The organism is Agromyces lapidis, from assembly GCF_009749405.1.
Taxonomy (GTDB): domain Bacteria; phylum Actinomycetota; class Actinomycetes; order Actinomycetales; family Microbacteriaceae; genus Agromyces; species Agromyces lapidis.
Window position 1 is genome coordinate 289,253 of the sequence record NZ_WBIQ01000007.1, and the last position, 24,661, is coordinate 313,913.

The 24,661-nt window shown below is 70.8% G+C and carries 22 protein-coding genes and 1 tRNA gene; 10 read left to right on the forward strand and 13 right to left on the reverse strand.

What is annotated here, in order from left to right:
- Window positions 1-19: 19 nt before the first annotated feature.
- The 4 genes from GQQ93_RS12305 to GQQ93_RS12320 all read left to right on the forward strand — a co-directional run bounded on the left by GQQ93_RS12305 (window position 20) and on the right by GQQ93_RS12320 (window position 2,663).
- Window positions 20-487 (forward strand): NfeD family protein, encoded by a 468-nt coding sequence (locus GQQ93_RS12305; protein WP_246192317.1) that lies wholly within the window; start codon window positions 20-22, stop codon window positions 485-487.
- On the forward strand, window positions 487-1,446 hold the full coding sequence (locus tag GQQ93_RS12310) for an SPFH domain-containing protein (protein WP_157424521.1): 960 nt from the start codon (window positions 487-489) through the stop codon (window positions 1,444-1,446). The genes GQQ93_RS12305 and GQQ93_RS12310 overlap by 1 nt, the downstream gene beginning before the upstream one ends.
- An 8-nt stretch (window positions 1,447-1,454) precedes the next feature.
- Window positions 1,455-2,210, forward strand: coding sequence for a glycerophosphodiester phosphodiesterase family protein (locus tag GQQ93_RS12315; RefSeq protein ID WP_157424522.1), 756 nt, complete (start codon window positions 1,455-1,457; stop codon window positions 2,208-2,210).
- Between the two features lie 87 nt (window positions 2,211-2,297).
- Window positions 2,298-2,663, forward strand: coding sequence for an RNA polymerase-binding protein RbpA (locus GQQ93_RS12320; RefSeq protein WP_022888234.1), 366 nt, complete (start codon window positions 2,298-2,300; stop codon window positions 2,661-2,663).
- Window positions 2,664-2,686: 23 nt separating this feature from the next.
- Here GQQ93_RS12320 and lnt read toward each other — a convergent pair whose 3' ends face one another.
- The 9 genes from lnt to GQQ93_RS12365 form a co-directional block, all read right to left on the reverse strand.
- Complete coding sequence (gene lnt, locus GQQ93_RS12325) at window positions 2,687-4,237, reverse strand: apolipoprotein N-acyltransferase (RefSeq protein ID WP_246192300.1); 1,551 nt, start codon at window positions 4,235-4,237, stop codon at window positions 2,687-2,689.
- Between the two features lie 53 nt (window positions 4,238-4,290).
- On the reverse strand, window positions 4,291-6,720 hold the full coding sequence (locus GQQ93_RS12330) for a DEAD/DEAH box helicase (protein ID WP_157424523.1): 2,430 nt from the start codon (window positions 6,718-6,720) through the stop codon (window positions 4,291-4,293).
- Between the two features lie 12 nt (window positions 6,721-6,732).
- A complete protein-coding gene (gene tatC, locus GQQ93_RS12335) occupies window positions 6,733-7,491 on the reverse strand; it encodes a twin-arginine translocase subunit TatC (protein ID WP_157424618.1) in 759 nt (252 codons plus the stop codon).
- Between the two features lie 50 nt (window positions 7,492-7,541).
- Window positions 7,542-7,757 carry a twin-arginine translocase TatA/TatE family subunit gene (gene tatA, locus GQQ93_RS12340; RefSeq protein WP_157424524.1) on the reverse strand — a complete coding sequence of 72 codons (216 nt, stop codon included), beginning with the start codon at window positions 7,755-7,757 and terminating at the stop codon, window positions 7,542-7,544.
- 104 nt (window positions 7,758-7,861) lie between these two features.
- On the reverse strand, window positions 7,862-8,872 hold the full coding sequence (locus GQQ93_RS12345; protein ID WP_157424525.1) for a helix-turn-helix transcriptional regulator: 1,011 nt from the start codon (window positions 8,870-8,872) through the stop codon (window positions 7,862-7,864).
- A complete protein-coding gene (locus tag GQQ93_RS12350) occupies window positions 8,869-9,888 on the reverse strand; it encodes a helix-turn-helix transcriptional regulator (RefSeq protein ID WP_246192301.1) in 1,020 nt (339 codons plus the stop codon). Before GQQ93_RS12350 ends, GQQ93_RS12345 begins: the two co-directional genes overlap by 4 nt.
- A 49-nt stretch (window positions 9,889-9,937) precedes the next feature.
- Complete coding sequence (locus tag GQQ93_RS12355) at window positions 9,938-10,882, reverse strand: FKBP-type peptidyl-prolyl cis-trans isomerase (RefSeq protein ID WP_157424527.1); 945 nt, start codon at window positions 10,880-10,882, stop codon at window positions 9,938-9,940.
- 43 nt (window positions 10,883-10,925) lie between these two features.
- Window positions 10,926-11,948 carry a tRNA (adenine-N1)-methyltransferase gene (locus tag GQQ93_RS12360; RefSeq protein ID WP_157424528.1) on the reverse strand — a complete coding sequence of 341 codons (1,023 nt, stop codon included), beginning with the start codon at window positions 11,946-11,948 and terminating at the stop codon, window positions 10,926-10,928.
- Window positions 11,945-12,619: an HAD family hydrolase gene (locus tag GQQ93_RS12365; protein WP_157424529.1), complete on the reverse strand. Its 675-nt coding sequence runs from the start codon at window positions 12,617-12,619 to the stop codon at window positions 11,945-11,947. The genes GQQ93_RS12360 and GQQ93_RS12365 overlap by 4 nt, the downstream gene beginning before the upstream one ends.
- 75 nt (window positions 12,620-12,694) lie before the next feature.
- Between GQQ93_RS12365 and GQQ93_RS12370 the strand changes: the two genes are divergently transcribed.
- The gene (locus GQQ93_RS12370; protein ID WP_246192302.1) at window positions 12,695-13,603 is read left to right on the forward strand and encodes a proteasome assembly chaperone family protein; all 909 of its coding nucleotides are present in this window, start codon (window positions 12,695-12,697) and stop codon (window positions 13,601-13,603) included.
- Between the two features lie 121 nt (window positions 13,604-13,724).
- Here the strand turns inward: GQQ93_RS12370 and GQQ93_RS12375 are convergent, their stop codons facing one another.
- The gene (locus tag GQQ93_RS12375) at window positions 13,725-14,543 is read right to left on the reverse strand and encodes an undecaprenyl-diphosphate phosphatase (RefSeq protein ID WP_157424530.1); all 819 of its coding nucleotides are present in this window, start codon (window positions 14,541-14,543) and stop codon (window positions 13,725-13,727) included.
- A 63-nt stretch (window positions 14,544-14,606) separates the two neighbouring features.
- Complete coding sequence (locus tag GQQ93_RS12380; RefSeq protein WP_157424531.1) at window positions 14,607-15,953, reverse strand: M20/M25/M40 family metallo-hydrolase; 1,347 nt, start codon at window positions 15,951-15,953, stop codon at window positions 14,607-14,609.
- Between the two features lie 192 nt (window positions 15,954-16,145).
- On the opposite strand from GQQ93_RS12380, the gene GQQ93_RS12385 reads away from it, so the two are divergent.
- Window positions 16,146-16,229: transfer RNA gene (locus GQQ93_RS12385), tRNA-Leu, on the forward strand.
- Window positions 16,230-16,429: 200 nt separating this feature from the next.
- On the opposite strand, the gene GQQ93_RS12390 is transcribed toward GQQ93_RS12385, so the two are convergent.
- Window positions 16,430-17,389 (reverse strand): SMP-30/gluconolactonase/LRE family protein, encoded by a 960-nt coding sequence (locus GQQ93_RS12390; protein ID WP_157424532.1) that lies wholly within the window; start codon window positions 17,387-17,389, stop codon window positions 16,430-16,432.
- 101 nt (window positions 17,390-17,490) lie between these two features.
- Between GQQ93_RS12390 and GQQ93_RS12395 the strand changes: the two genes are divergently transcribed.
- Window positions 17,491-17,943 carry an Lrp/AsnC family transcriptional regulator gene (locus GQQ93_RS12395; protein ID WP_157424533.1) on the forward strand — a complete coding sequence of 151 codons (453 nt, stop codon included), beginning with the start codon at window positions 17,491-17,493 and terminating at the stop codon, window positions 17,941-17,943.
- A gap of 69 nt (window positions 17,944-18,012) precedes the next feature.
- Here GQQ93_RS12395 and GQQ93_RS12400 read toward each other — a convergent pair whose 3' ends face one another.
- Window positions 18,013-18,723, reverse strand: coding sequence for an SOS response-associated peptidase (locus GQQ93_RS12400; RefSeq protein ID WP_157424534.1), 711 nt, complete (start codon window positions 18,721-18,723; stop codon window positions 18,013-18,015).
- Between the two features lie 95 nt (window positions 18,724-18,818).
- On the opposite strand from GQQ93_RS12400, the gene GQQ93_RS12405 reads away from it, so the two are divergent.
- The 3 genes from GQQ93_RS12405 to GQQ93_RS12415 are packed head-to-tail and all read left to right on the forward strand — an operon-like array spanning window position 18,819 to window position 24,591.
- Entirely contained in the window at window positions 18,819-19,583 is a 765-nt protein-coding gene (locus tag GQQ93_RS12405; RefSeq protein WP_212277326.1) for a hypothetical protein, read from the forward strand.
- Entirely contained in the window at window positions 19,580-21,124 is a 1,545-nt protein-coding gene (locus GQQ93_RS12410) for a DNA polymerase Y family protein (RefSeq protein WP_157424535.1), read from the forward strand. Before GQQ93_RS12405 ends, GQQ93_RS12410 begins: the two co-directional genes overlap by 4 nt.
- Entirely contained in the window at window positions 21,124-24,591 is a 3,468-nt protein-coding gene (locus tag GQQ93_RS12415; protein ID WP_157424536.1) for an error-prone DNA polymerase, read from the forward strand. Before GQQ93_RS12410 ends, GQQ93_RS12415 begins: the two co-directional genes overlap by 1 nt.
- The last annotated feature ends 70 nt before the right edge of the window (window positions 24,592-24,661 follow it).

Genomic DNA, 24,661 nt, shown 5'->3' on the forward strand with positions numbered 1-24,661 from the left:
AAGGAGACCCGATTTGGATGTGCTGACCCAGTACGCGTGGATCGCATGGCTCGTGCTGATTCTCGCGTTCGCGACGATCGAGGTGTTCACGCTCGAGATGACGTTCCTCATGCTCGCGCTCGGCAGCGTGGCCGGACTCCTGTCGGGCCTCTTCGGCATCCCCTGGTGGGCGCAGTTCGTCATCGCCGCGATCGTCGCGGTCGCCCTGATCCTGGTGCTCAGGCCGCCGCTGCTCCGCGCGCTCAGGCGGGGTTCAGACCCGGCGCGCAGCAACGTCGATGCACTGATCGGCGCCGAGGGCACCGTCGTGCACACGGTCGGCGGGCACGGCGGCCAGGTCCGGCTGCAGAACGGCGAGACCTGGACGGCCCGGTTGTCGCCGGCGACCGAGCAGGCGGATGTCGCGGTCGGCGGGCGTGTGCTCGTCACCGGCATCGATGGTGCGACGGCCGTCGTCGTGCCCGTAGAGAGGAGAACGGCCGAGTAATGGACGTGTCCGGCATCATCGTGACGATCGTCGTCGTCGCGATCGTCATCTTCGTGATCGTGGTCATCGCCCGATCCGTGCGAATCATCCCCCAGGCGTACGCGGGCGTCGTCGAACGACTCGGCCGCTATCACAAGACGCTCACGCCGGGCCTCAACATCCTCGTGCCGTTCATCGATCGGCTGCGTCCGCTCGTCGACATGCGCGAGACCGTCGTCTCGTTCCCTCCGCAGCCCGTCATCACGGAGGACAACCTGGTCGTCTCGATCGACACGGTCGTCTACTTCCAGGTCACCGACGCCCGCGCGGCGACGTACGAGATCGCCAACTACCTCGGCGCGGTCGAGCAGCTGACGACGACGACCCTGCGCAACGTGGTCGGCGGCCTCAACCTCGAGGAGGCGCTGACCTCGCGCGACAACATCAACGGACAGTTGCGCGTCGTCCTCGACGAGGCGACCGGCAAGTGGGGCATTCGCGTGTCGCGCGTCGAGCTGAAGGCGATCGACCCGCCCATCTCGATCCAGGATTCGATGGAGAAGCAGATGCGCGCCGAGCGCGACCGCCGCGCGCTCATCCTCACGGCCGAGGGCACCAAGCAGTCCGCCATCCTCACCGCGGAGGGGCAGCGGCAGGCCGCGATCCTCCAGGCCGAAGGCGACGCGAAGGCGGCCGTGCTGCGCGCTCAGGGCGAGGCCGAGGCGATCCTCACGGTGTTCGACGCCATCCACAAGGGCGACCCCGACCCGAAGCTGCTCGGCTACCAGTACCTGCAGATGCTGCCGCAGCTGGCGCAGGGCGACGCGAACAAGCTCTGGGTCATCCCGAGCGAGCTGACCGAGGCGCTCAAGGGCATCGGCCGGGCCTTCACTCCCCCGGCGGCGGGTGCCGCCCCGGCGAGCGGTGCTGGGCCAGCCGCAGCCGCGGCCCCGCCCGGAACTCTCCCGCCGCAGGCGTGAGTCACCGAGTGGCCTCCACGTACTTCGAGCCCACGGGGCCCCGCGTGCTCGCGCACCGGGGCCTCGCGGTCGATGCGCCCGAGAACACCCTGCTCGCGTTCGCGAAGGCGATCGCGGTCGGCGCCGCCTACCTCGAGACCGACGTGCACGCCAGCCACGACGGCATCGCGGTCGTGTCGCACGACCCGTCGCTCGAACGCGTCGCGGGCCGCAAGGTCGCCGTCGGCCAGCTGACCATGCATGAGCTCGGCCGGATCGACCTCGGCCACGGGCAGGGGTTCTCGTCGCTCGAGGCGACGCTCGACGCCTTTCCCGACGCCCGGTTCAACATCGACGTCAAAGAGGAGGCGGCGGTCGAACCGACCATCGCCGCGATCGCACGCACGCGGTCGGCGAACCGGGTGCTGCTCACGAGCTTCTCGGAGCGTCGTCGGCAGCGCCTCGCGCAGCTCGCGCCGGGCGCCGTCACCTCGGTCGGCGGCAGCGCAGTGCTCCGATTCCGGAGCGCCGCATTCCTCCGCTCCCCGGGTTCGGCCACTCGCGCCCTCCACGGCGGGCTCGCGCTCCAGATCCCCGAGCGCAGCGGGCCGGTGCGGCTCGCGACGCGTCCGCTCATCGATCTCGCGCACCGCGTCGGCGCGGAGGTGCATGTCTGGACGGTGAACGATCCCGCCGACATGAACCGTCTCCTCGACCTCGGCGTCGACGGGCTCGTCACCGATCGCGCCGACCTCGCGATGCAGGTCATCGCGGCTCGAAGCTGAGAATTCCCCGCAAAACATCAGGCTGCGGAAAGGGAACGCCCAGCTTGATCGTTGACAATGTCAGACGATCGAGTAAGGGAGCACACCATGGCGGACCGGAGCCTTCGAGGCATGCGAATCGGCGCACAGAGCCTGCAGAGCGAAGACGGCGTGGTGTTCGCCGACCGTGCGGAGCACACGTATCGTTGCGAGGCCTGCGGCCACGAGACGGTCATGACCTTCTCGGCCGACGCCGAACTTCCCGAGACCTGGGAGTGCCGTCAGTGCGGCGCCGCAGCGACCCTCCTCGTCGACTCCAAGCCGGTCGAGATCGACCGCTCGGGCGAGAAGGTCGCCCGTACCCACTGGGACATGCTGCTCGAGCGCCGTACGCGCGCCGAGCTCGAAGAGCTGCTCGAAGAGCGTCTCACGTACCTGCGCGCGCGTCGCGGCCAGCAGAAGATCGGCGCCTGAGCCGAGCGCTCGGCGACGAATTCTCAGTCGCGCGGTACCCGACGCGACCCTGATCGGGTCGCGAGCACGCCCGCAGCGATGAGCCCCGCGAGCGCCGCGAGCACGATCGTGATCGGCACCCATCCCGCGAGTGCCACCGACGGGGTGATGCCCTGCCGCAACTCGACGTCGGTCACCATCGCGCCCGGCTCGTCCGCGGGCAGGGCGTCGATCGCCCGACCCGTCGGATCGATGACCTGACTCGTGCCGACCGTCGAGATGTTGACCACCGAGCGACCGGTCTCGATCGCTCGCAGCCGGGCGATCGCGAGCTGCTGCTGGTTCTCGTCGGTGCCTCGGAAGTCGGCGTTGTTCGTCTGCAGCAGGTAGACCTCCGCGCCGTCGCGGGCGCCCTCCCAGATCACTTCGTCGTAGATGACGTCGAAGCAGATCGCCAGGCCGGCGACGGCCGGGCCGAGGTCGAACACCGGCGGGTTCACACCGGGCGAGTACCCGCGCTGCACCAGCCCGGTCAGCTCGGGAACGATGGCGTCGTAGAACCAGCGGTCGGGGATGTACTCACCGAAGGGCACGGGATGCCGCTTGTCGTAGCTGTCGACGGCGCCCTCCCCCGCACGCCAGAGCAGGGACGTGTTGAAGTACTCCTCCCCGCGCACCGTGACGGTGTTCAGCACGACCGGGGCGTCGAGGGCGGTGCCGAGCGAGTCGAACACCTCGGCCGCGGCCGCGCTGCGGGTCGGGTCGATGTCGGAGCCGCCCTCGGGCCAGAGGAGGACGTCGACGCCCTCCTCGTCGAGGATCGGCTCGGTCGCCGCGAGCTGAGCTGCGAGCACATCGCCGGGGGCGCGCTCGTCGAAGTAGCCGGAGGGGCCGTTGCCCTGCACGCTCGCGACGCGGAGCTCGCCGACCGCAGTCGTCGGCCACGCCGGCAGCACGACGGCCACGACGAGCAGCGCGGCGACCGGCACCGCGGTGCGGAGGTCGCGCCATCCGTGAAGCCGCACCCACTCGATGACCCCGGCGACGATCGCGACCATCACGAAGCCGAGACCGGTCGACCCCACCCATGAGACGAGTTCCGCCAAGGGACTCTCGGCCTGACTGAGCGCAGCGCGCCCCCACGGGAACCCGCCGTACGGCAGAGTGCCGGTCGCCGTCTCGCGCACGATCCAGAGGCCGGCCACGAGCAGCGGCAGCACGATCAGGCGGACCCAGCGCGAGTCGTTCGCGCGGGGCACCCACCGGTATGCGAGGGTGATGAGCACCGCCCCGCCCGCGACGAAGAGCGCCTCGAGCATCGAGAGCGCGAGCCACGGGATCGGGCCGAGATAGAGCGTGGTCCACGACACCTGCTGCAGGTAGAACGCGAGCCCGAAGACGAACCCGACGAGCGCCGCGTCCCACGCCCGTCGACCGATGAGGCTGAGGAGTGCGAGCGCGATGCCGACGAAGGCGAGCGGCCAGATGCCGAGCCCGGGGAACCCCATGTCGTAGACCGAACCGCCCACCGCGGCGGCGAGCAAGGCGGCCCAGAGTGGCAGCGGCAGGAGGCGACGTGTGGGGCTCTCGGGCACCAGATCAGCCTATGCGACGCACCGCCGGGTCACGCGCGCCGATAGCGCCGTCGTCACGCGACCGTGCCGTAGGCGACGACGCCGCGACGGACCGCATCGATCGCAGCGCGCGCCGTGGCTCCGAGCTCGGCGTCGGCCACGATCGAGATCTGGTCGAGCAGATCGACGACCTGCTTCGTCAGCCGCACGAAGTCGCCCGCCGCGAGTTCGGTGTCCTCGAGCACCCCGCCGAGGTCGCCGCCTCGCGCCCACGAGTGCATCGCCGACGCGAGCGCGGGTGACGGCTGGTCGCTGCCCGGCAGGCGGTGATCCCGCTCGAGGTCGTCGAGCGCGCTCCAGACGTCGAGCGTGCGATCGAAGGCCTCCCGGAAGCCGCCGCGCGGCAGACGGAAGTCGACGTTGCGATCGTCGCGTCGCGGCTCGTAGACGAGCGATGCGGCCATCGCGGCCACCCCCGCGACATCCAGGCCGTTCCACAGGCCGTGCCGGAGGCACTCGGCGACGAGCAGATCGCGTTCGCCGTAGATGCGCTTCAGGGTTCGACCGGCCGGCGTCGAGACGACCGCCCCCTGCTCGTCGCGTTCGAGATAGCCGAGCTTCGTCAGCACCTCGGCGACCTTGTCGAACTGCTTCGCGATCTGCCCCGTACGCGTGCGGATCTGCCGGAGGAGCTCGTCGTGCTCCTGCTTCAGACGCCACCAGCGCTCGGCCCAGCGCGCGTGCTGCTCGCGTTCGGCGCAGCCGTGGCACGGATGGGCGCGAAGCGCCTTGCGGGCGGCGACGAGCTCCCGCTGCATGCGCTCGCGCTGGGCGTGGGACGGATTGCCCTTCGACGACTGCCGCTCGATCCGGCCGATCTCGCGGCGCAGCGTCGCGTACTCGGCGAAGTCGCCGAGATGGCAGCGCATCGCGTCTTCGAACCCCGCCATCGACTCCTCCTGCTTGCGGAGGGTTCTGGCGAGGTCGACGACGGCGCGGTCGGCCTGGAACTGCGCGAAGGAGAGTTCGAGGATCTGGCGGGTGCGGTCGCGCCCGAACTGGTCGATGAGGTTCACCGCCATGTTGTACGTCGGCTTGAAACTCGAGTTCATCGGATAGCTGCGCCGCGAGGCGAGCGCCGCGACCGACTCGGGATCGAGGCCGTCGACCCATTGGATGACGGAGTGCCCCTCGACATCGATGCCGCGCCGACCGGCCCGACCGGTCAGCTGCGTGTACTCCCCCGGGGTGATGGGCACGCGCGCCTCGCCGTTGAACTTCTCGAGCTTCTCGAGCACGACCGAACGGGCCGGCATGTTCACGCCGAGCGCGAGCGTCTCGGTCGCGAAGACCACCTTCACGAGCTTCTGCTGGAAGAGATCCTCGACGATCTCCTTGAACGCGGGCAGCATGCCCGCATGGTGGGCGGCCACGCCGCGCTCGAGCCCCTCGAGCCACTCCCAGTAGCCGAGCACCGCGAGATCCTCGTCGCGGAGCATCCTCGCCCGTTCTTCGACGATCGCGCGGATCTCGCTGCGTTCGTGCGCCTCGGTCAGCCGGATGCCCGAACGGAGCACTTGGCGGACCGCCTGGTCGCACCCGGCGCGGGAGAAGATGAACACGATCGCGGGCAGCAGGTTCTTGCCCTGCAGCAGGGCCACGACCTCTGGCCGGTCGAGCCGCCCCGAGCCCGGCCCGCCCTGGTGGAACCGGCCGCGGTCGCCGCCACGCCGACCTCGCTGCGAACGCTGCGAGATCGAACGCCCGCCCATGCGCGCCAGCTGCTTCAGCTCGGGGTTCACCCGATGCGTCGCGGCCTGCCCCGAGGAGTCGAAGAGATCGACGAGCTTCTGCTTGACGAGCACGTGCTGCTCGAGCGGCACCGGCCGGTCCTCGGACACGATGACATCGGTGTCGCCGCGCACCGCCTGCAGCCAGTCGCCGAACTCCTCGGCGTTCGACACCGTCGCGCTGAGCGAGACCAGTCGCACCGCCTCGGGGAGGTGGATGATGACCTCCTCCCACACGGCGCCGCGGAAGCGGTCGGCGAGGTAGTGCACCTCGTCCATGACCACGTAGGCGAGGCGGTCGAGCAGCGGCGACTCGGCGTAGAGCATGTTGCGCAGCACCTCGGTCGTCATGACGACGATGCGGGCACCCGAGTTGACGTTCGTGTCGCCGGTGAGCAGGCCGACGTTCTCGGCGCCCCACGCGTCGACGAACTCCTGGTACTTCTGGTTGGAGAGCGCCTTGATCGGCGTCGTGTAGAAGACCTTCGCGCCGGGCTCCTGCATGGCGAGGTAGACCGCGAACTCGGCGACCACCGTCTTGCCGGCCCCGGTCGGCGCCGCGACGAGCACGCTCCGGCCGTCGTCGAGCGCGGCGCAGGCGGCGCGCTGGAACGGGTCGAGGTCGAAGCCCACCGACGCGGCGAACTCGGCGAGCCGGGGCTGCCGGCGTTGCTGACGGGACAGCGCATAGCGCTCGGCCGGCGAGAGGCTCATCACCCCTCCAGCCTAGACAGCGTCGCCGAACTCCAGTCGGTTGCGACGCTCGACACGGCGATCATGCAGGCTCGCGATGAACCAGGCCGCGAAGTACAGGCCGATCATCGGGATGGCGAGCATGAACATCGAGACCACGTCGGCCGAGGGCGTCGCGATCGCCGTGAACAGCACGATCACGAGGATGGCGACGCGCCACGACTTGATGATCGCCGCAGCGCTGAACACGCCCGCGAAGTTGAGCAGCACGATGAACACCGGCACGACGAAGGCGATGCCGATCGCGACGACGAGCTTCAGCACGAAGTCGATGTACTCCTTCGCCGTGAGCAGCGACATCGCACCCTCGGGCACGAAGCTCGTCATCAGCTCGACGATGTTCGGCAGCACGAACCAGCCTGCCGCGCAGCCCGCGAAGAAGAGCGGGATCGCCGTCATGAAGAACGCGAGCGTGAAGCTGCGCTCCTTCTTGTTCAGGCCGGGCACCAGGAACGCGAAGATCTGGTACAGCCACACCGGGCTCGAGATCACCAGGCCGAGGGTCAGTGCGATCTGCAGGCGCAGATCGAACGCGCTCGAGATCGTCGGGAAGACGATCGCCGTCGCCGCGTCCTGCCCACGTGCTTCGGCGACGCGGACGACCGGCTCCTGGATGGCGTCCCAGACGTACAGGTCGGTGAGCACCCAGCCGGCGACCATGCCGACGACGATCGCGATCGCGGAGATGAACAGCCGCTTGCGCAACTCGATGAGGTGCGCGCCGAGCGACATGCGCTTCTCGCGGTTCTTCTCTCCGCGATCCTTCACCGCGGTCATCGAGGTCAGGCGCTCTTGCCGGAACCCGGCTCTTCTGACTTCGGCTGCTCGTCAGCGGCGGCTGCGTCGCCGTCACCCTTGTCGGAGCGCACTTCGGTCTTCAGGATCTTCATCGACTGCCCGAGGCTGCGGGCGAGCGCCGGAAGCTTGGGGGCGCCGAACAGCAGCAGGATGACCACGAGGATGATCAGCGCGTGCCAACCGGTGAAGCCTTGCCACATAGGTATTCGTCCGTTTCTCGGGGGATGTTGGCGACAGTCTACCTGTCGGAGGTTTCCGTCCGTCCACTCCCGTGGACGGATGCCCGCGCGTCGCGTCGGGCGGGTCAGCGCGGGGGGTCGTCGGAGCGTGCGGGGTCTTCGGCATCGGAGTAGCCCGCGAGGCCCGCTTCAGCCCATCCCGCCACCGCGGCGCGCGCCTCGGGAGGCCCGACGACGGTCACCAGGCCGGGAAGCCCGGCGACGAGCCGTTTCAGGCCGTGCACGTGCGCGAGACGCAGGGTGACGCGCAGGCGCCCGTCGACCTCGACGGTCGTCGAATCGGCGAGATAGTCGGCGAGGAGCGGCAGCGCCTCGGGCGCGACGTCCACGACGACGTCGAAGTCGGATTCCGAGGTCTGGAACAGGGTGTCGGGCACCTCGCGCTCGGGGTGCTCGTCGATCGGCACCTCGGAGACGACGAGGTCGCTCATGCGGTCGACACGGAAGTTGCGCACGTCCTCCCGGGTGTGGCAGTAGGCCTGCAGGTACCAGTCGGCGTCCTGCGAGAGGATGCGCAGCGGGTCGACGCGGCGGCGCCCGCCGACGCCGAGCGCATTGCGGTAGTCGAACTCGAGCTGGCGGCCGCCCGCGACAGCCTCGCGGATGCGCGCGAGCGAGGCATCGGCCTCGGATTCGGCGACGGCGAGGCGGCTCGGCGCCGCTGAGGCGCCGGCGGTGAGCTTCTGCATGAGCGCGGCGAGCGAGGCGCTCCCGGCGTTCTCGGGAAGGGCGGAGAGGTACTGGAGGCCGGCGATGAGCGCGGACGCCTCGCGCGCGGAGAGCCGCGGCGCGTCGTCGATCGCGACATGATGCACGATGACGATGACATCGTCGTCCTCGAAGGAGTCCCAGTCGATGTCGAAGAGGTCGTTCGGCTGATACGTGCCGGTCGCACCGGGAAGCCCGGAGGTCGCGATCAGCCGCACCGCATCACGGATCTCCTCCGCGCCGATGCCGAAATGCGCGGCGGCCTCGTCGACGTCGACGACCTGCTGCTCGAGCAGGTACGGCACGAACGAGAGCAGGAAGACGAGCTTGTCGGGCGCCTTCAGCGGGCGGGCGCGCTTCGCGCTCATCGGATGTCTCCTTCGCGATGCGCCTCGGCGACCGCCGTGAGCCGCGCTCGCACGGCGTCGCGGAGCGAGCCGGGCGAGAGCACCCGGACCTCGGGTCCGTACGCCGCGAGCTCATCGGCGAAGACGGCGGCATCGGTGTAATGGAGCCGGATCACGCCCGCGTCCTCGTCGCGCAGTGCCGCGCGCTTGCCGAGGCGCACCTCTGCATCGCTGCCCGCGGAGACCGCGAGATCGGCGGCGTTCGCGAGGCGCAGCGCGCTGAGGTCGGCGATCACCTGGTCCTGGATGCCCGGCGGCGGCGCCTCGAAGCTCGATCCGGGCACGGTGGTCACCTCGCCGACGATGCGCGAGAGGAGGAAGGTTCGGGGCTCCTGCGCGTCGAGGTCGAAGGCGTGCAGATGCCAGCGACCCTCGTGCAGCACGACCGCGAGCGGGTTCGCCGTTCGCTGGCGCGGCGCCTGCTCACCCGGTTTGAAGTATCGGAATCGCACCGCCTGCCGACGATCGAGGGCCTGGCGCAGCGGCTCGAACGCCGCATCGCGAACCCGCAGGCGCGGCGCGTAGCCGATGACGGGCTCGTGCGGCTCGATGCCGAGCGAGCGCAGCTTCGTGAGCGCGCGCTGCGAGTCGGCCGACAGGGATGCCTCGCGCCAGACCTCGGCCGCGAGGCCGAGGAGCGCGAGCTCGTCGGGCGTGAACCGCACCTCTTCGGGGAGCTCGTACTGCCCTTTCGGGATGCGGTAACGCAGTGCCTGGTTGTCGCCCGGTCGATCGGGCGATTCGACGGTCTCGAGCGGGATGCCGAGTTCGCGGATGTCGTCTTTGTCGCGCTCGAACTGCCGCTCGAGGTTCGCGTTCGCCCCCGCGGAGTCGAATCGCTCGGCGTAGCCGCGCACGGTCGAGAGGATCTCGGACTTCAAGAGCCCCGTCTCGGTCGCGAGCAGCGCCAGCACCAGACTGAACAGTCGGTCTTCGACCGGCACCTTCACTTCGCTCCTGCGCTCTCCCCCGGCCACAGGAGCGATCATACTGAACCGCTCGCGTCGGTCGGACGCGCAGGCGCGATCAGAGCACGCCCAGGATGTCGACGACGAAGAAGAGGGTCGACCCGGCGGGGATCTTCGCGTTCGCCTGGTCGCCGTAGCCGTCTTCGGGCGTGACGATGACGCCCACCTGGGAGCCGACGGTCTGGCCGATGATCGCCTTCGAGAAGCCGGGGATCACCTGCGAGCCCTCGCCCTCGGCGACCGTGAACGTCACCGGGCTGCCGTTCTCCCAGCTGGAGTCGAACACGCTGTTGTCGTCCCAGAGGACGCCCGTGTACTGCACGACCACCGTGTCGCCCGACTCGACGACCGGGCCGGAACCCTCTTTCAGCACCTCGACCTCGGTCTGCTCGGGCGGGTCGTTCTTCGGCACCGTGATGCCGGGACGCCCGTCGGGTGCGAGCACGACCGCGGGGAACCCGTCGCGACTGAGGCGCACGGCGCCGTCGGCCCGCGAGGGGAATGCGCGCTGCACGTCGAGGACCATCACGAGGCTGTCGCCGGGGGCGATGCCGATCGACTCGTTGCCGTTCGGCCCGAAGCCGTCCTTCTCGGGGACGACGACGGCGACGCGCGAACCCTCGCGTGCGCAGGTGAGGCCCTTCATCAGGCCGGGCAGCGTCGTGTCCGAGACCGTGAGCGGCACGGCGTCCTCATCGCCGAAGCCCGTGACCTGCAGCTCGTCGCCGGTGGCGCCGTTGTAGACGGCGAGTCCGACGAGGGCCATCTGCCCCTCGGTGAGCAGCGGCCCCTCGCCCTCGATGATCTCGGTGCACTCGGTCTCGCTCGGCATGAGCGGAGTCGGGAAGTCGACCTTCGGCGCGGAGCCGAACTCACCGGTCGCCTCGACCAGCTCGGACGAGCCGCCCGTGGTGGCCTCGGGCGCGGGCGCCTGGGCGGTGCAGCCGGTGAGGGCGACGGCGACGAGGCCGGCCGTGGCGATGAGCGCGAATGACGAGCGCACTGATCCTCGATTCTTCGATGGGTCGCGGAGGGGCGATGAAAGCCTACCCGTCCGAGTCGGACGGGGAGGTCTCGTCGGCGGGGCTTGTGGAACCGGCCTTGCGCGCCGCGGCGCCGGCCGCGCGCACGCGCTTGCGGAGGCTCTTGTCGCTGACCTGCCGCTCGCCGAGCGCGCCGGGCGTCCATGCCTCGACGTCTTCGGCCGAGAACTCGGTCTTCGAGGGCCGGCGCTTGAGCTCGGGCAGTACGGTGTCGGGCGCCAGGCGGCGAGCCGTGATGAGGAACCCGGTGTGGGCGATCATGCGGTGGTCGGGGCGGACCGCGAGGCCCTGCACGTGCCAGCCGCGCACCATCGTCTCGGAGGACTGGGGCTCGGTGTACTCCCCCGTCGCCCGGATCGCCTCGGCGACGCGCGAGAGCTGGGTGGCGGTCGCGATGTAGCAGAGCAGCACGCCGCCGGGCTTCAGTGCGGCCGACACGGCGTCGAGGCACTCCCACGGTGCGAGCATGTCGAGCACGACCCGGTCGACGCTGCCGTCGTCGACCGTCTCGGGCAGCACCTCGGCGAGGTCGCCGAGGCCGATCGACCAGTTCTCGGGCACCGCGCCGTGGAAGGTCGCGACGTTGCCGCGGGCGACCTCTGCGAAGTCGTCGCGCCGCTCGAAGGAGTGGAGTCGCCCGTTCGCGCCGATCGCCCGGAGCAGCCACAGGGAGAGCGCCCCCGAACCGACACCGGCCTCGACCACGGTCGCACCCGGGAAGATGTCGGCCTGCGCGAGGATCTGCGCGGCGTCCTTCGGGTACACGATCGCCGCGCCGCGGGGCATCGACATCACGAAGTCGCTGAGCAGCGGGCGCAGTGCGAGGTACTCGATGCCGACCTGGTTCGCGACGACCGAGCCGTCGGGCAGGCCGATGAGGTCGTCGTGCGCGATGAGGCCCTTGTGCGAGTGGAACATCTGGCCCGGCTCGAGGGTGATGGTGTGCATGCGGCCCTTGGGGCCGGTGAGCTGCACACGGTCGCCGACGCGGAAGGGCCCGCTCTGCTCGCCGCGGCTCGCGTTCATCGTGCGACCTCTTCTTCGGTGAGGAGCGCGGCGACGTCGGCGACGGTCGTGCCCTCGAGCGTCGGCCAGATGACCGTCGAGGGTGCGTCGTCGAGCTCGAGGATGTTGGGGATGCCGACGGCGACCGCACCGGCGGTGAAGGCCGAGGTGAGACCCGTCGGCGAGTCCTCGAAGGCGACGCACCTGGCGATGTCGACACCGAGTGCTTCGGCCGCCTGCAGGTACGGCTGCGGGTGCGGCTTCGCGTGCTCGACCGAGTCGCCGGTGACGATCACGTCGAACGCGGTGAAGGGGATCGCCGAGACGATCTCATCGGCCATCGAGCGCAGCGACATGGTGACGAGCGCGGTGGGCACGGATGCCTCGCGCAGCGCCTCGAGCAGCTCGCGGGCCCCCGGACGCCACGGCACCCCATGCTCGACGAGCATCTCGCTGACCCGGCCGGTCAGGCGGTTCACGATCGTGTCGGCGTCGAGGTCGACGCCCTTCGCCTGGAAGACCCGGGCCGACTCCCAGAGGCCGCTGCCGACGAGCGCGAGCGCCTCGTCGTGGCTCCAGCTGCCGCCGAAGGCCTCGACGAGCTCCTCCTCGGCGGCCATCCAATAGCGTTCGGTGTCGACGAGGGTTCCGTCCATGTCCCAGAGGGCGGCGGCAGGCAGGCGTGTGGTCACAACCCCCAAGTCTACGGGCACGCCCTATTGTGGAGAGGACCCCGGGCGTCCGGGGCGGGAAGCGGGGCACCAGCAGTGAATCAGCCGGCCGGATTCGAAGGTCGAAGGCTGCTCGTCGTCGCCTTCGAGGGCTGGAACGACGCCGGTGAGGCGGCGACCGGTGCCGCGAAACTGCTCAGCGAGCGGCTCGGCCTGGTCGAGATCGCCGCGGTCGACCCCGAGATCTACTTCGACTACCAGTTCACCCGCCCCACGATCGTCACGGGCGACGACGGTGCGCGCCGGATCGAGTGGCCGGGGGCCGCGATCCTCGGCCCCAGCGGCCGGGTCGACCTCGACGACCCGGTGACCGGCCCCGGGGCATCCGGACTGCACGTGCTCATGGGCGCGGAACCCGCGCGCAGCTGGAAGGCCTTCGCCGCCGAGCTCGTCGACGCGGCCCTCGCCGCCGACATCGACGGCGTCGTGCTGCTCGGTGCGATGCTCGCCGACGCCCCGCACACGCGGCCCTTGACCGTCTTCGCGTCGAGCGAGAACCCCGAGGTTCGCGACGCCCTGGGCGTCGAGCGCTCGACGTATGAGGGCCCTGTGGGCATCCTCAGCGTCATCGCCGACCAGGCCGAGCGCGTCGGCATCCCGACCGTGTCGCTCTGGGCGTCCGTCCCCCACTACGTGCACAACGCGCCGTCGCCGAAGGCGGTGCTCGCCCTCCTCGGCAAGCTCGAGGAGCTCACCGGGCTCTCGATCCCCCGCGGCAGCCTCGAGGTCGACGCACAGGCCTGGGAGGCCGGTGTCGACGCGCTCGCCGCGGAGGACGAGGAGATGGCCGGTTACATCACGCAGCTCGAGCAGGCCCGCGACGCGGTCGACGCCCCCGAGGCGAGCGGCGAGGCGATCGCGAAGGAGTTCGAGCGCTACCTCCGTCGCCGCGGCGACGGACCCGAGGGACGCGCCGACGGGCGCGGCGGCCCCGCCGCCCCCTGACGGGCGCGGCGGGCTGAGGCTCGCGCCACGAGGCGCGCGAGAACCCGACGGCGCGCGAGGACGCTCCCGACGTACCCGGGCGGCACTCCCGCGCGCATCGGGCGACGCGGCGACGGGCGAATCAGGCCTGGATGGTGCCGGTGCCGAGCAGGACGAAGATGAGCCCGCCGAGCACGATGCGGTAGATCACGAACGGCAGGAAGCTGTGCTTCGAGATCCAGCTCATGAAGAACGCGATCACGAGGATGCCGACGACGAAGGCGACGAGGGTCGCCGCCGCGGTCTCGACGGGGCCGTAGACCGAGGGCTCGTCGAGGCTCTTCACGAGCTGGAAGAAGCCGCTGCCGAAGACGGCGGGGATCGCGAGCAGGAACGCGTAGCGGGCGGCCGCCGCGCGCTCGTAGCCGAGCAGGAGCCCCATCGTGATCGTGCCGCCCGAGCGTGAGACGCCCGGGATGAGCGAGAGCGACTGCGCGAAGCCGTAGAGCACGCCGTGCGGATACGTGAGCTGGTCGAGCCTGCGGCGCTTCGCCCCCGCCCAGTCGGCGAGGCCGAGGATGATGCCGAAGACGACGAGCATCGTCGCCGTGATCCAGAGCGAGCGGAGCGTCGATTCGATCGCGTCCTGGAAGAGGATGCCGAACACCACGATCGGGATCGAGCCGATGATGATGAGCCAGCCCATGCGCGCATCGGGGTCGTTGCGGGGCACGCGGCCCGTGAACGAGCCGAACCAGTGCGAGACGATGCGCACGATGTCGCGCCAGAAGAACACGACCACGGCCGTCTCGGTGCCGAGCTGCGTGATGGCGGTGAACGCCGCCCCCGGGTCCTGCGCGCCGGGCAGGAACTCCCCCAGGATGCGCAGGTGTGCGCTCGAGGAGATCGGGAGGAACTCGGTCAGGCCCTGGACGAATCCGAGGATGAGCGCTTCGATCACGTGGTGCTGTCGCCTTCCGTCTCCGCGCGCGGCGGATCTCTGCTTCGGCCTGCGGCGGGCCGGTCAGTACTCGAGGAGCAGGTCGCGGAGGACCTGCCTCCCGAAGACTAGTGCGTCGAGCGGCACCCGCTCGTCAACACCGTGGAACATCGCAGGGAAGTCCAAGCCTTCGGGCAGCCGGAGCGGAGCGAAGCCGTAGCCGTCGATGCCGAGCCGGCTGAGCGCCTTGTTGTCGGTGCCGCCCGACAGCAGGTACGGGAACACCGGCGCACCCGGATCGTGCACCGCGAGCGAGTGCTTCACCGCGTCGACGAGGCTGCCGGAGGTCGAGCTCTCGAGCCCGACGTCGCGGTGCACGATCTCGATCTCGATGTCGTCGCCCACGAGCGCCTGCACCTCGGCGAGCACCGCCTCCTCCTCGCCCGGAAGGGTGCGGATGTCGATGAGCGCCTCGGCCCGGTCGGGGATGACGTTGTGCTTGTAGCCGGCCTCGAGCAGGGTCGGGTTGGAGGTCGTGCGGAGCGTGGCCGTGATGAATCCCGAGGCCGAGCCGGTCGCGAGGGCGAGCTCGTCGGGCGAGACCTGCTCGGGGTCGACGCCGAGCACACCCGCGATCTCGCCGAGGAGTTCGCGCGTCGTGTCGGTGAGCCGGATCGGCCAGTCGGTGCGACCGAGCACCGCGACGGCCTCGGCCAGTCGCGTGATCGCGTTGTCGCGGATGCGACGCGATCCGTGCGCCGCGACACCGCGGGCGACGAGCTTGATCCAGAGCAGCGACTTCTCCCCCGTCTGCAGCAGGTACGCCCTCCGGCCGCCGACGGTGATCGAGTACCCGCCGACCTCGCTGATGGCCTCGGTCGCCCCGGCGAAGAGCTCGGGGTAGTGGTCGACGAGCCAGCTCGAACCGGCACCGCCGCCGGCCTCCTCGTCGGCGAAGAAGGCGAAGACGAGCTCCCGCTCGGGCAGCCGGCCCGACTTCAGGATGTCGCCGAGGGCGGCGAGCATCATCGCGTCCATGTCCTTCATGTCGACGGCTCCGCGTCCCCAGAGCAGTCCGTCGCGGATCTCACCGGCGAAGGGGTCGACGCTCCAGTTGCGGGCGTCGGCGGGGACCACGTCGAGGTGGCCGTGCACGACGAGCGCCGGCTTCTCGGGGTTGCTGCCGGGCACTCGAGCGACGACGCTCGTGCGCCGGGGCTCGGGCTCGAACATCTGGGGCGCCAGCCCGAGGGCGGCGAGCCTCGCCTCGACGTACTCGGCGGCCTCGCGCTCGCCGTTCGCCTTGCCCGAGCCGTAGTTCGACGTGTCGAACCGGATGAGATCGCGGGCGATCACGGCCGTCTCGTCGAGGGCAGCCCCCGTCGGGTTCGTCACGGGGTTCGTCGCTGAATTCTCGGATGCCTCGGCCATGTGCTCCACGCTAGTCGCTGGCCCCGATCCGCGGCTCCAGACGTCGGGGAAGGTCGTCCGGAACCGGTTTTTCGGCATGCCATCCGGGGTTTCATCGGGGTGGGCCAGCGCAGGGCGCCGTTTGGTCAAAACGGCCCCGGAAACCGTGCTAATCTCTTCTACGGCCGCTGAGAGATCAGCGGAGAAACACAAGCGCGGGTGGCGGAAATGGCAGACGCGCTAGCTTGAGGTGCTAGTGCCCTAACGGGCGTGGGGGTTCAAGTCCCCCCTCGCGCACGCTTGTGTCGAGAAGGCCGGATCAGATGCTGATCCGGCCTTCTTGCGTTTCCGGGGTCGGAACCCACGGTGCGTCGTCGGAGTCTCGACCCCTGGGGTACCCGCGTCAACCGAGCGGTCGGGTTACTCCGCCCACTGCAGGTGAAGGCCGAGTACCTCGGCGTGACCGAGCAGGCCCGTCTGGTGAGTCGAAGCCGCGTTCACCGCGCTGCGGGCTCGAGCCAGGGCCGCCGCCCCGGCCCGGTCGGGTGCGTGCCGGTCACGCCCATCATGACCGAGTACAGGCTGGTCTCTGCCGCGATGAAGAGGCGGTTGCGCTTGGCGCCGCCCCACGAGATGTTGGCGACCGCCTCGGGAATATTGAGACGGCCGATCAAGGTGCCGTCGGGGTCGTAGCAGTGCACGCCGTCGTCCATCGCGGCGACCCACAGGCGGCCGCCGTCGTCGAAACGGAGGTTGTCGAAGCGGGCACGCTCGCGTTCCGCCGCTTCAGCGAAGACACGGCCGTCGGAGAGTGTGCCGTCGTCACGCACAGCGAAGACCCGGATGACGCCCGCTCGAGTGTCGGAGACGAACAACTGCCGCTCGTCTGACGAGAACACCAGTCCGTTCGGCGCTCCGAATCCGTCCGCGACGAGGCGCACCCCGCCCGTGTCCGGATCGATCCGGTAGACGTTGTTGGAGCCGATCTCGCTCTGGGCGCGATACCCCTCGTAGTCGCTCGTGATTCCGAAGTCGGGGTCGGAGAACCAGATCGAACCGTCGGACTTCACGGCCGCATCGTTCGGGCTGTTCAGGCGTTTGCCGTTCCACCGGTCGGCCAGCACCGTCACGGTGCCGTCGTGCTCGGTCCGGGTCACTCGTCGATTGCCCTGCTCGCAGGTGATCAGCCGGCCGCACCCGTCAAGGGTGTTGCCGTTGCTGTGCCCGGCGGAGCGGCGGAAGACGCCGACCGCACCCGTCTCCTCATCCCACCGGAGCATCCGGTCGTTGGGGATGTCGCTCCAGACCACCTGTCGCCACGTCGGCACGTAGATCGGCCCCTCGGCCCAGCGGCAGCCGGTGAACAGGACCTCGAGCGCCTCGTCGCCGTTCATGCACCTTCCGGTTCGGAACCGCTCATCGAGCATCTCGTACAGCCCCACGCGATCGCCGCTCATCGTGTCCACTCCTCAAACCCATACTCCGAATGTCAACCAATGATGCTGACGAATCACAGTATGGGATACTGTCACAAGCACTTCAAGCCGAATGGAGAACTGTGGATGACCTCGACCGCCTCCTGCTGGCTCGGCTCCAGGAGGACGCCACCCAGCCCTATGCCGCGCTCGGTCAGGCCGTCGGCCTGTCGGCCGGCGCGGCCCATGAGCGCGTCCGCAAGCTGCGGGAACGTGGCGTCATCAAGCGCACCACCGTCGACCTGGACCCGGCTGCCGTCGGCAGGAACGTCCTCGCCTACGTCATGGTCGACTCGACGTCCTGGATGGGAGATTCGGCGCCGGACTTCGCCGCGCTGCCCGAGATCCTGGAGGCGCATGTCATCGCCGGCAGCGCCTCGGTGCTGGTGAAGGTGAGGACCGCGACCACTGAGCAGCTGCAAGACGTGCTGCGCCGGATCTATGCCATCCACGGAGTGAGCGGCACGCAGGCGACCGTCGTCCTCGAGACCTTCTTCGAGCGGCCGCTCTCACCGTTGGCGAACGACCAGCCGTAATCCTCCTCGGCTCGTCTGCGCTTCGCTGCGCGACGGGTGATGCGGCCTGTTGCTGCTCAAAGCGGTGCGTCAGAGCGTCTCGCTCGGCTCGACGGGCTCGATGAGCTCGGGGCCGTTGTCGCCGAGCGGTGCGACCTCGTGGAAACGCAGCTCGGGCACCATCGGCCTCGACGCGGCGACGGCCTCATCGACGAGCGACTGGTCGCCCCTCGTCTCGGGATCGAGCCAGGTCGACCAGAACTCGGGCGGCAGCATGACCGGGATGCGGTCGTGGATGTCGGCGAGCCCGCCCGTCGCGTCGGCGGTGATGATCGTCGCGGTGAGCACCCAGCGCGCCGGGTCGTCGTCGGCCTTCGTGCGGTCGCGCCACCACGAGTACAGCCCGGCGAAGGCGATGGGGCCCTCGCCCGAGTGGATGAAGTACGGCGTCTTGCGCTTGCCGACCGTGTGCCACTCGTAGTACCCGTCGGCGGGGATGAGGGCTCGCTTGCCCTGCAGCGAGGCGCGGAACGCCGAGGAGGTCGCGACCCCCTCTGACCGGGCGTTGAAGGTCGGGTACTTGAGCTTCAGCTCCTTCGAGAACGAGGGGACGAGCGACCAGCGCGCCGACTCGAGGCGCCGTACGACCGGCCCCTCTTTGTTCGACTCGATGACGACCGGGATCTGCTCGGTCGGCCGCACGTTCCAGCTCGGCTCGGGCAGCCCCTCGCCGACCGTGTCGATGTCGAAGAGCGCCACCAGGTCGGGGGCGGTATCGGAGATGACGAAGCGTCCGCACATGGCGTCAGGCTACCCCGCCCCGCCGACATCCGAACCGGGTGGACGGTCGGTGCATCCGACTTGCCGTATTCGAACATTTGTTCGAAACTGAAGAGGTGACCCCGGCTGCTCCGCTCCGCTCCTCGACCGCTCGGCTCGAGCGCGTCGACGAGCTGCAGGCGCGCATCCAGGGCATGCAGTCCACCCGGCTCGAGACCCGCGCGGTGCCCACCCACCCGGCCTTCGCGGGGCTCCTGCCGGGCGGCAGCCTGCGCGAGGGCACCGTCGTCGAGGCGCAGGGGTCGACCACCCTCGTGATGGCGCTGCTCGCGGCGCCCTCGGCGAGCGGGCGCTGGGTCGCCGTCGTGGGCATGCCCGAGTTCGGCGTCGAGGCGGCCGCCCGCTTCGGCATCGAACTCGAACGGCTCGTGCTCGTCCCCGAGCCCGGCCGGCAGTGGCTCGCGGTGGTGGCGGCCCTGGCCGACGTCATCCCCGTCGTCGCCGTCCGGCCGGCCGATCGGGTCGCTCCCGCCGAGGCGTCACGGCTCGCGGCCCGCCTGCGCGAGCGCGGCGCCACGCTCATCGCCGCAGGGGCCTGGCCCGGCGCCGACGCGAGCCTCGGCGTCGAGATGAGCGAATGGCACGGCCTCGAACTGGGGCACGGCCTGCTCGACGAGCGCGAGGTCGTCGTGAGCGCGGCCGGCCGGGGCGGGTTCGCGAAGCGGCGGCGTTCGAGGCTGCGCCTGCCCGATCGCGCGCTCGGGTTCGCGGTGGCCACCGAGTCGGCGAACGACCCGGACGGGGCGGGCACGGGGCGCCCGTCCACTGCGGCATCGAGGCTCGCTCCGGTGCTCCACGCCGACTTCCGGAGACCGGCATGACCGCCGTCTCCCCCGCCCGGGCGATCGTGCTCTGGTGCCCCGACTGGCCCGTCTTCGCGGCAGCCCGCGAGGCCGGGCTCGACCCCGAGGCGCCGCTCGCGCTCACCGAGGGCGGCGCGGTGCACTCGTGCTCGGCGGCCGCCCGTCGCGACGGGGTCGTGCGGGGGCTCCGGCTGCGCGAGGCGCAGTACCGCTCCCCCGCGATCACGGTGCTGCCGTACGACCCGGTGCTCGACGTGCGCGCCTTCGAACCGGTGGTTCGGCAGGTCGAGCAGACCGTGCCCGGGGTGCAGATCGTGCGCCCCGGCACGCTCGCGATGCGCGCGCGTGGGCCGGCGAGGTACTACGGCGGTGAGGATGCCGCGGCGCAGGCCCTCCTCGAGACCGTCGAGCGGCTCGGGGTGGCCGGCGCCCGGGTCGGCATCGCCGACGGCCCCTTCGCGGCCGAGCAGGCGGCGCGGGCCGTGCGCTCCTCGCCCGTGGGCATCGTAGCGCCGGGCGGCTCCGCTGCGTTCCTCGCGCCGCTGCCCGTCGGTCTCGTCGTCGACGAGCGCACCCGCACGCTGCTCAACCGGCTCGGCGTGCGCACGCTCGGCGAGTTCGCCGCGCTGCCGCACGGCGACGTGCGCCGGCGCTTCGGCGCCGCAGGCGCCTTCGGCCACGATCGCGCGGCCGGGCGCGAGGCGACCGGAGTCGCGGCCCGCACTCCCCCGCCCGAGTTCGAGATCACCGCAGAGTTCGAGCCGCCGCTCGACCGCATCGACCAGCTCGCCTTCGCGTTCCGGGTACGGGCCGAGGAGTTCATCGACCGCATGCGTGCGGCGCGGCTCGTATGCACGGCGATCCGGGTCGAGCTCGACGACGAACGGGGCGGGCACTCCGCCCGCAGCTGGCTGCACCCGCGCTGGTTCACCCCGGCCGACGTGGTCGACCGGGTGCGCTGGCAGCTGCAGGGCGCAGGCCTCGCCGACACCGGGCTCGCCTCGCCGATCACGAAGCTGCGGGTGATCCCCGAGAGGGTCGACGGCACCGCGAACCACGAGGCCGGGCTCTGGGGTCAGGGGCCCGACGAGCGCGTGCACCACGCGCTGACCCGGGTGCAGAGCATGCTCGGGCACGAGGGCGTGGTGACGGCGGCGGTCGGCGGCGGGCGCATGCTCGCCGACCGTCAGGTGCTCGTGCCGTGGGGCGATCGCGCACCCGAGCGCCGTGAGGCGCCGTGGCCCGGCAGCCTGCCCGCGCTCGCGCCGGCGAGCGTGTTCCGCGAGCGGCATCCGGTCGCCCTGCTCGACGCGGCCGGTGCCCCCGTCGCGATCGACGAGCGCGGAGCGATCTCGGCCCCGCCCGTGCGTTTCGCGGTCGGCAGCGGCGCCTCCGCGCAGGTGCGGGCGTGGGCGGGGCCGTGGCCCGTCGTCGAACGCTGGTGGGACGCCGAACGGGCCCGCCGCGTGCACCGCTTCCAGATCGTCGACCACGACGGCTGCGCGTGGCTGCTCGTGCGCGACGACGAGGGCTGGTGGGCCGAGGCGAGGTACGACTGATGGGCTGGAACAACCCCGAGATCCCCTGGTCGGAGCTCGAGCGCACGCTCTCCGACCGGCGTCGCCCGAACCCCGGCGCATCGAAGCTCATCGCCGACGGCGGCGACGGCCCGGCGTTCAGCCGCAAGCGCCAGCCGTACCGGCCGAGCGAGGGCCTCGCCGCACCCGACGGGCCGGTGGTGCCCTACGCCGAGTTGCACGCGCACTCGAACTACAGCTTCCTCGACGGCGCCTCGGCGCCCGAGCAGCTCGTCGAGGAGGCGCATCGGCTCGGCCTCGCCGGACTCGCGATCACCGATCACGACGGCTTCTACGGCATCGTGCGCTTCGCCGAGGCGGCCGAGAGCTTCCCAGAGCTCGGCACCGTCTTCGGTGCCGAGCTCTCGCTCGGACTCAGCGCCCCGCAGATGGGCGCCGCCGACCCCGAGGGCGAGCACCTGCTCGTGCTCGCCCGCCGCGAGGAGGGCTACCATCGGCTCGCCGCGGCGATCACCGCCGGGCAGCTCGCGGGCGGTGAGAAGGGCCGTCCCGTCTACGGGCTCGAGGAGCTCGCCGAACGCGCGGGCGGCGAATGGGTCATCCCCACCGGGTGCCGGAAGGGCGCGGTTCGCCGCGCCCTCGACCTCGGCGGCGCGGAGGCCGCGTGGCGCGAGCTCGACCGCCTGATCGCGCTCTTCGGACGCGAGCAGGTCGTGGTCGAGCTCTTCGATCACGGGGCCCCGGCCGACCAGCGCGCGAACGACGTGCTCGCGGGGCTCGCAGAACGGGCGGGGCTCCCCCTCCTCGCGACGAACGCCGTGCACTACGCGACCCCGCCCGAGCATCGGCTCGCGAACGCCCTCGCGGCGGTGCGCGCCCGGCGCAGCCTCGACGAGCTCGACGGGTGGCTGCCGGCCTCCGACGGCATGCACCTGCGCAGCGGCGCCGAGATGGCGGCCCGCTTCGCCCGCTACCCGGGTGCGGTCGAGCACTCGGTCGTGCTCGCGGGCGAACTCGGCTTCACGCTGCGCAGCGCCCGTCCGCGGCTGCCCCGGCAAGAGGTCCCAGCGGGGCACACCTCGATGAGCTGGCTGCGCGAACTCGTCTGGCAGGGCGCCGCAGAGCTCTATCCGGGGGTGCCCGAGCAGGTGCGCGCGCGGCTCGAGCACGAGCTCGCGGTGATCGAGCAGAAGGACTTCCCCGGCTACTTCCTGATCGTGCACGATCTCGTGAGCGAAGCCCGGCGGCGAGGCATCCTCTGCCAGGGGCGCGGTTCGGCGGCGAACTCGGCCGTCTGCTACGCGCTGCGCATCACCGCCGTCGACTCGATCAAGTTCGACCTGCCCTTCGAACGCTTCCTCTCGGCCCTGCGCGACGAGGAGCCCGACATCGACGTCGACTTCGACTCCGATCGGCGCGAGGAGATCATCCAGTACGTCTACGCGAAGTACGGCAGGCAGAACGCCGCGCAGGTGGCGAACGTCATCAGCTACCGGCCGAAGGTCGCGGTGCGTGACATGGCCAAGGCGCTCGGCTACGGCGCCGGGCAGCAGGACGCGTGGTCGCGGCAGGTCGAACGCTGGGGGGCCGTCGTCGAGACCGACGACCACGACATCCCCGCGCCGGTGATCGCGCTCGCCGAGCAGGTGCTCGGCTTCCCGCGCCACCTCGGCATCCACTCGGGCGGCATGGTGCTCACCGACCGGCCGGTGGGCGAGGTCTGCCCCATCGAGCACGCCCGCATGCCGAACCGCACGGTCCTGCAATGGGACAAGGACGACTGCGCCTGGATGGGCCTCGTGAAGTTCGACCTGCTCGGGCTCGGCATGCTCGCCGCCCTGCAGTACACCTTCGATCTCGTGCGCGAGCACACGGGCGAGGTGTGGGAACTGCAGTCGATTCCCAAAGAAGAGGCCGCCGTATACGACATGCTCTGCCGGGCCGATTCGATCGGCGTCTTCCAGGTCGAGAGCCGTGCGCAGATGGGCACCCTCCCCCGGCTGAAGCCGCGCCGGTACTACGACCTCGTGGTCGAGATCGCGCTCATCAGGCCAGGCCCGGTGCAGGGCGGCGCGGTGCACCCGTACATCCGCCGTCGGACCGGCGAGGAGGCCGTCAGCTACCTGCACCCGAATCTGAAGCCGGTTCTCGAACGCACCCTCGGCGTGCCGCTCTTCCAGGAGCAGCTCATGCAGATGGCGGTCGCGGTCGGCGGTTGCACGGCCGCCGACGCCGACCTGCTGCGCCGGGCGATGGGGTCCAAGCGCGGGGTCGAGAAGATCTCGAAGCTGCGTGCGAAGCTCTTCGAGGGCATGGCGGCCAACGGCATCTCCGACGACGACGCCCAGGCGATCTACGCGAAGATCGAGGCCTTCGCGAACTTCGGCTTCGCCGAGAGCCACGCCCTCGCCTTCGCACTGCTCGTCTACACGAGCTCCTGGCTGAAGCTGCACTACCCCGCGGCGTTCCTCGCCGCACTGCTGCGCGCGCAGCCCATGGGGTTCTACTCGCCGCAGACCCTCACCGCCGATGCGCGCCGACACGGGGTGCGGGTGCTGCGACCCGACGTGCTGCGTTCGGGCGCGCACGCGGGGCTCGAGGTGCTCGAGCCGGCGGTCGGCTCGGGCAGCGCAGGCGGTGGGGCGGATGCCACGTGGTCGCCCGACGACCGCCGCCGCCCGCCGAGCGGGCTCCACTCGTGCACCGACGCCGAGCAGCCCCCGATCGGCGATTTCGACCGCTCGGCGCCCGATCGTTCGGCCGAGCACCGGCGCGACGCCGCCTTCGCCGTGCGGCTCGGCCTCGCCGACGTGCAGGCGATCGGCCAGCAGGTGGCGCAGCGCATCGTCGACGAACGCGAGGCGCACGGCCCCTACCGCGACATGGCCGACGTCTCGCGGCGGGCCGGGCTCGATACCGAGCAGCTCGAGGCGCTCGCCGCGGCCGGCGCCTTCGACGGCTTCGGGCTCTCCCGACGCGAGGCGCTGTGGCTGGCCGGCGAGGCGGCGCAGGATCGCGCCGAGTTCCTGCCGGGCTCGGTGGTCGTGGTGCAGCCGCCGCTCCTGCCGATGCTCTCGCCCGCCGAGCAGGTCGTCTACGACCTCTGGTCGACCGGCATCTCCCCCGACGACCATCCGATCCGCCACATCCGCGAGCGGCTCGACGAGCGCGGGGTGATCCGCATCGATCGCCTGCGCGACGTCGAATCTGGTCGGCGGGTCGAGGTCGGCGGGGTCGTGACGCATCGGCAGCGCCCTGCGACGGCCTCTGGCATCACCTTCCTGAACCTCGAAGACGAATCGGGCACCCTCAACGTGATCGCCGGGGTCGGCGTCTGGAACCGGTACCGGCGCATCGCCCGGGAGGCACCCGCGATGGTCGTGCGCGGCATCCTCGAGCGTTCGAAAGAGGGAGTGACGAATCTCATCGTCGACCGATTCGAGTCGCTCACCGTCGCCGCGCCCTCCCGTTCGCGCGACTTCCGGTGAACATTGCCGCGCGGCTCGCCTGCAGCCTGCCCGCGGCTGCTCGTGTCGTTCAGCGACGTCGCCCGGCCTC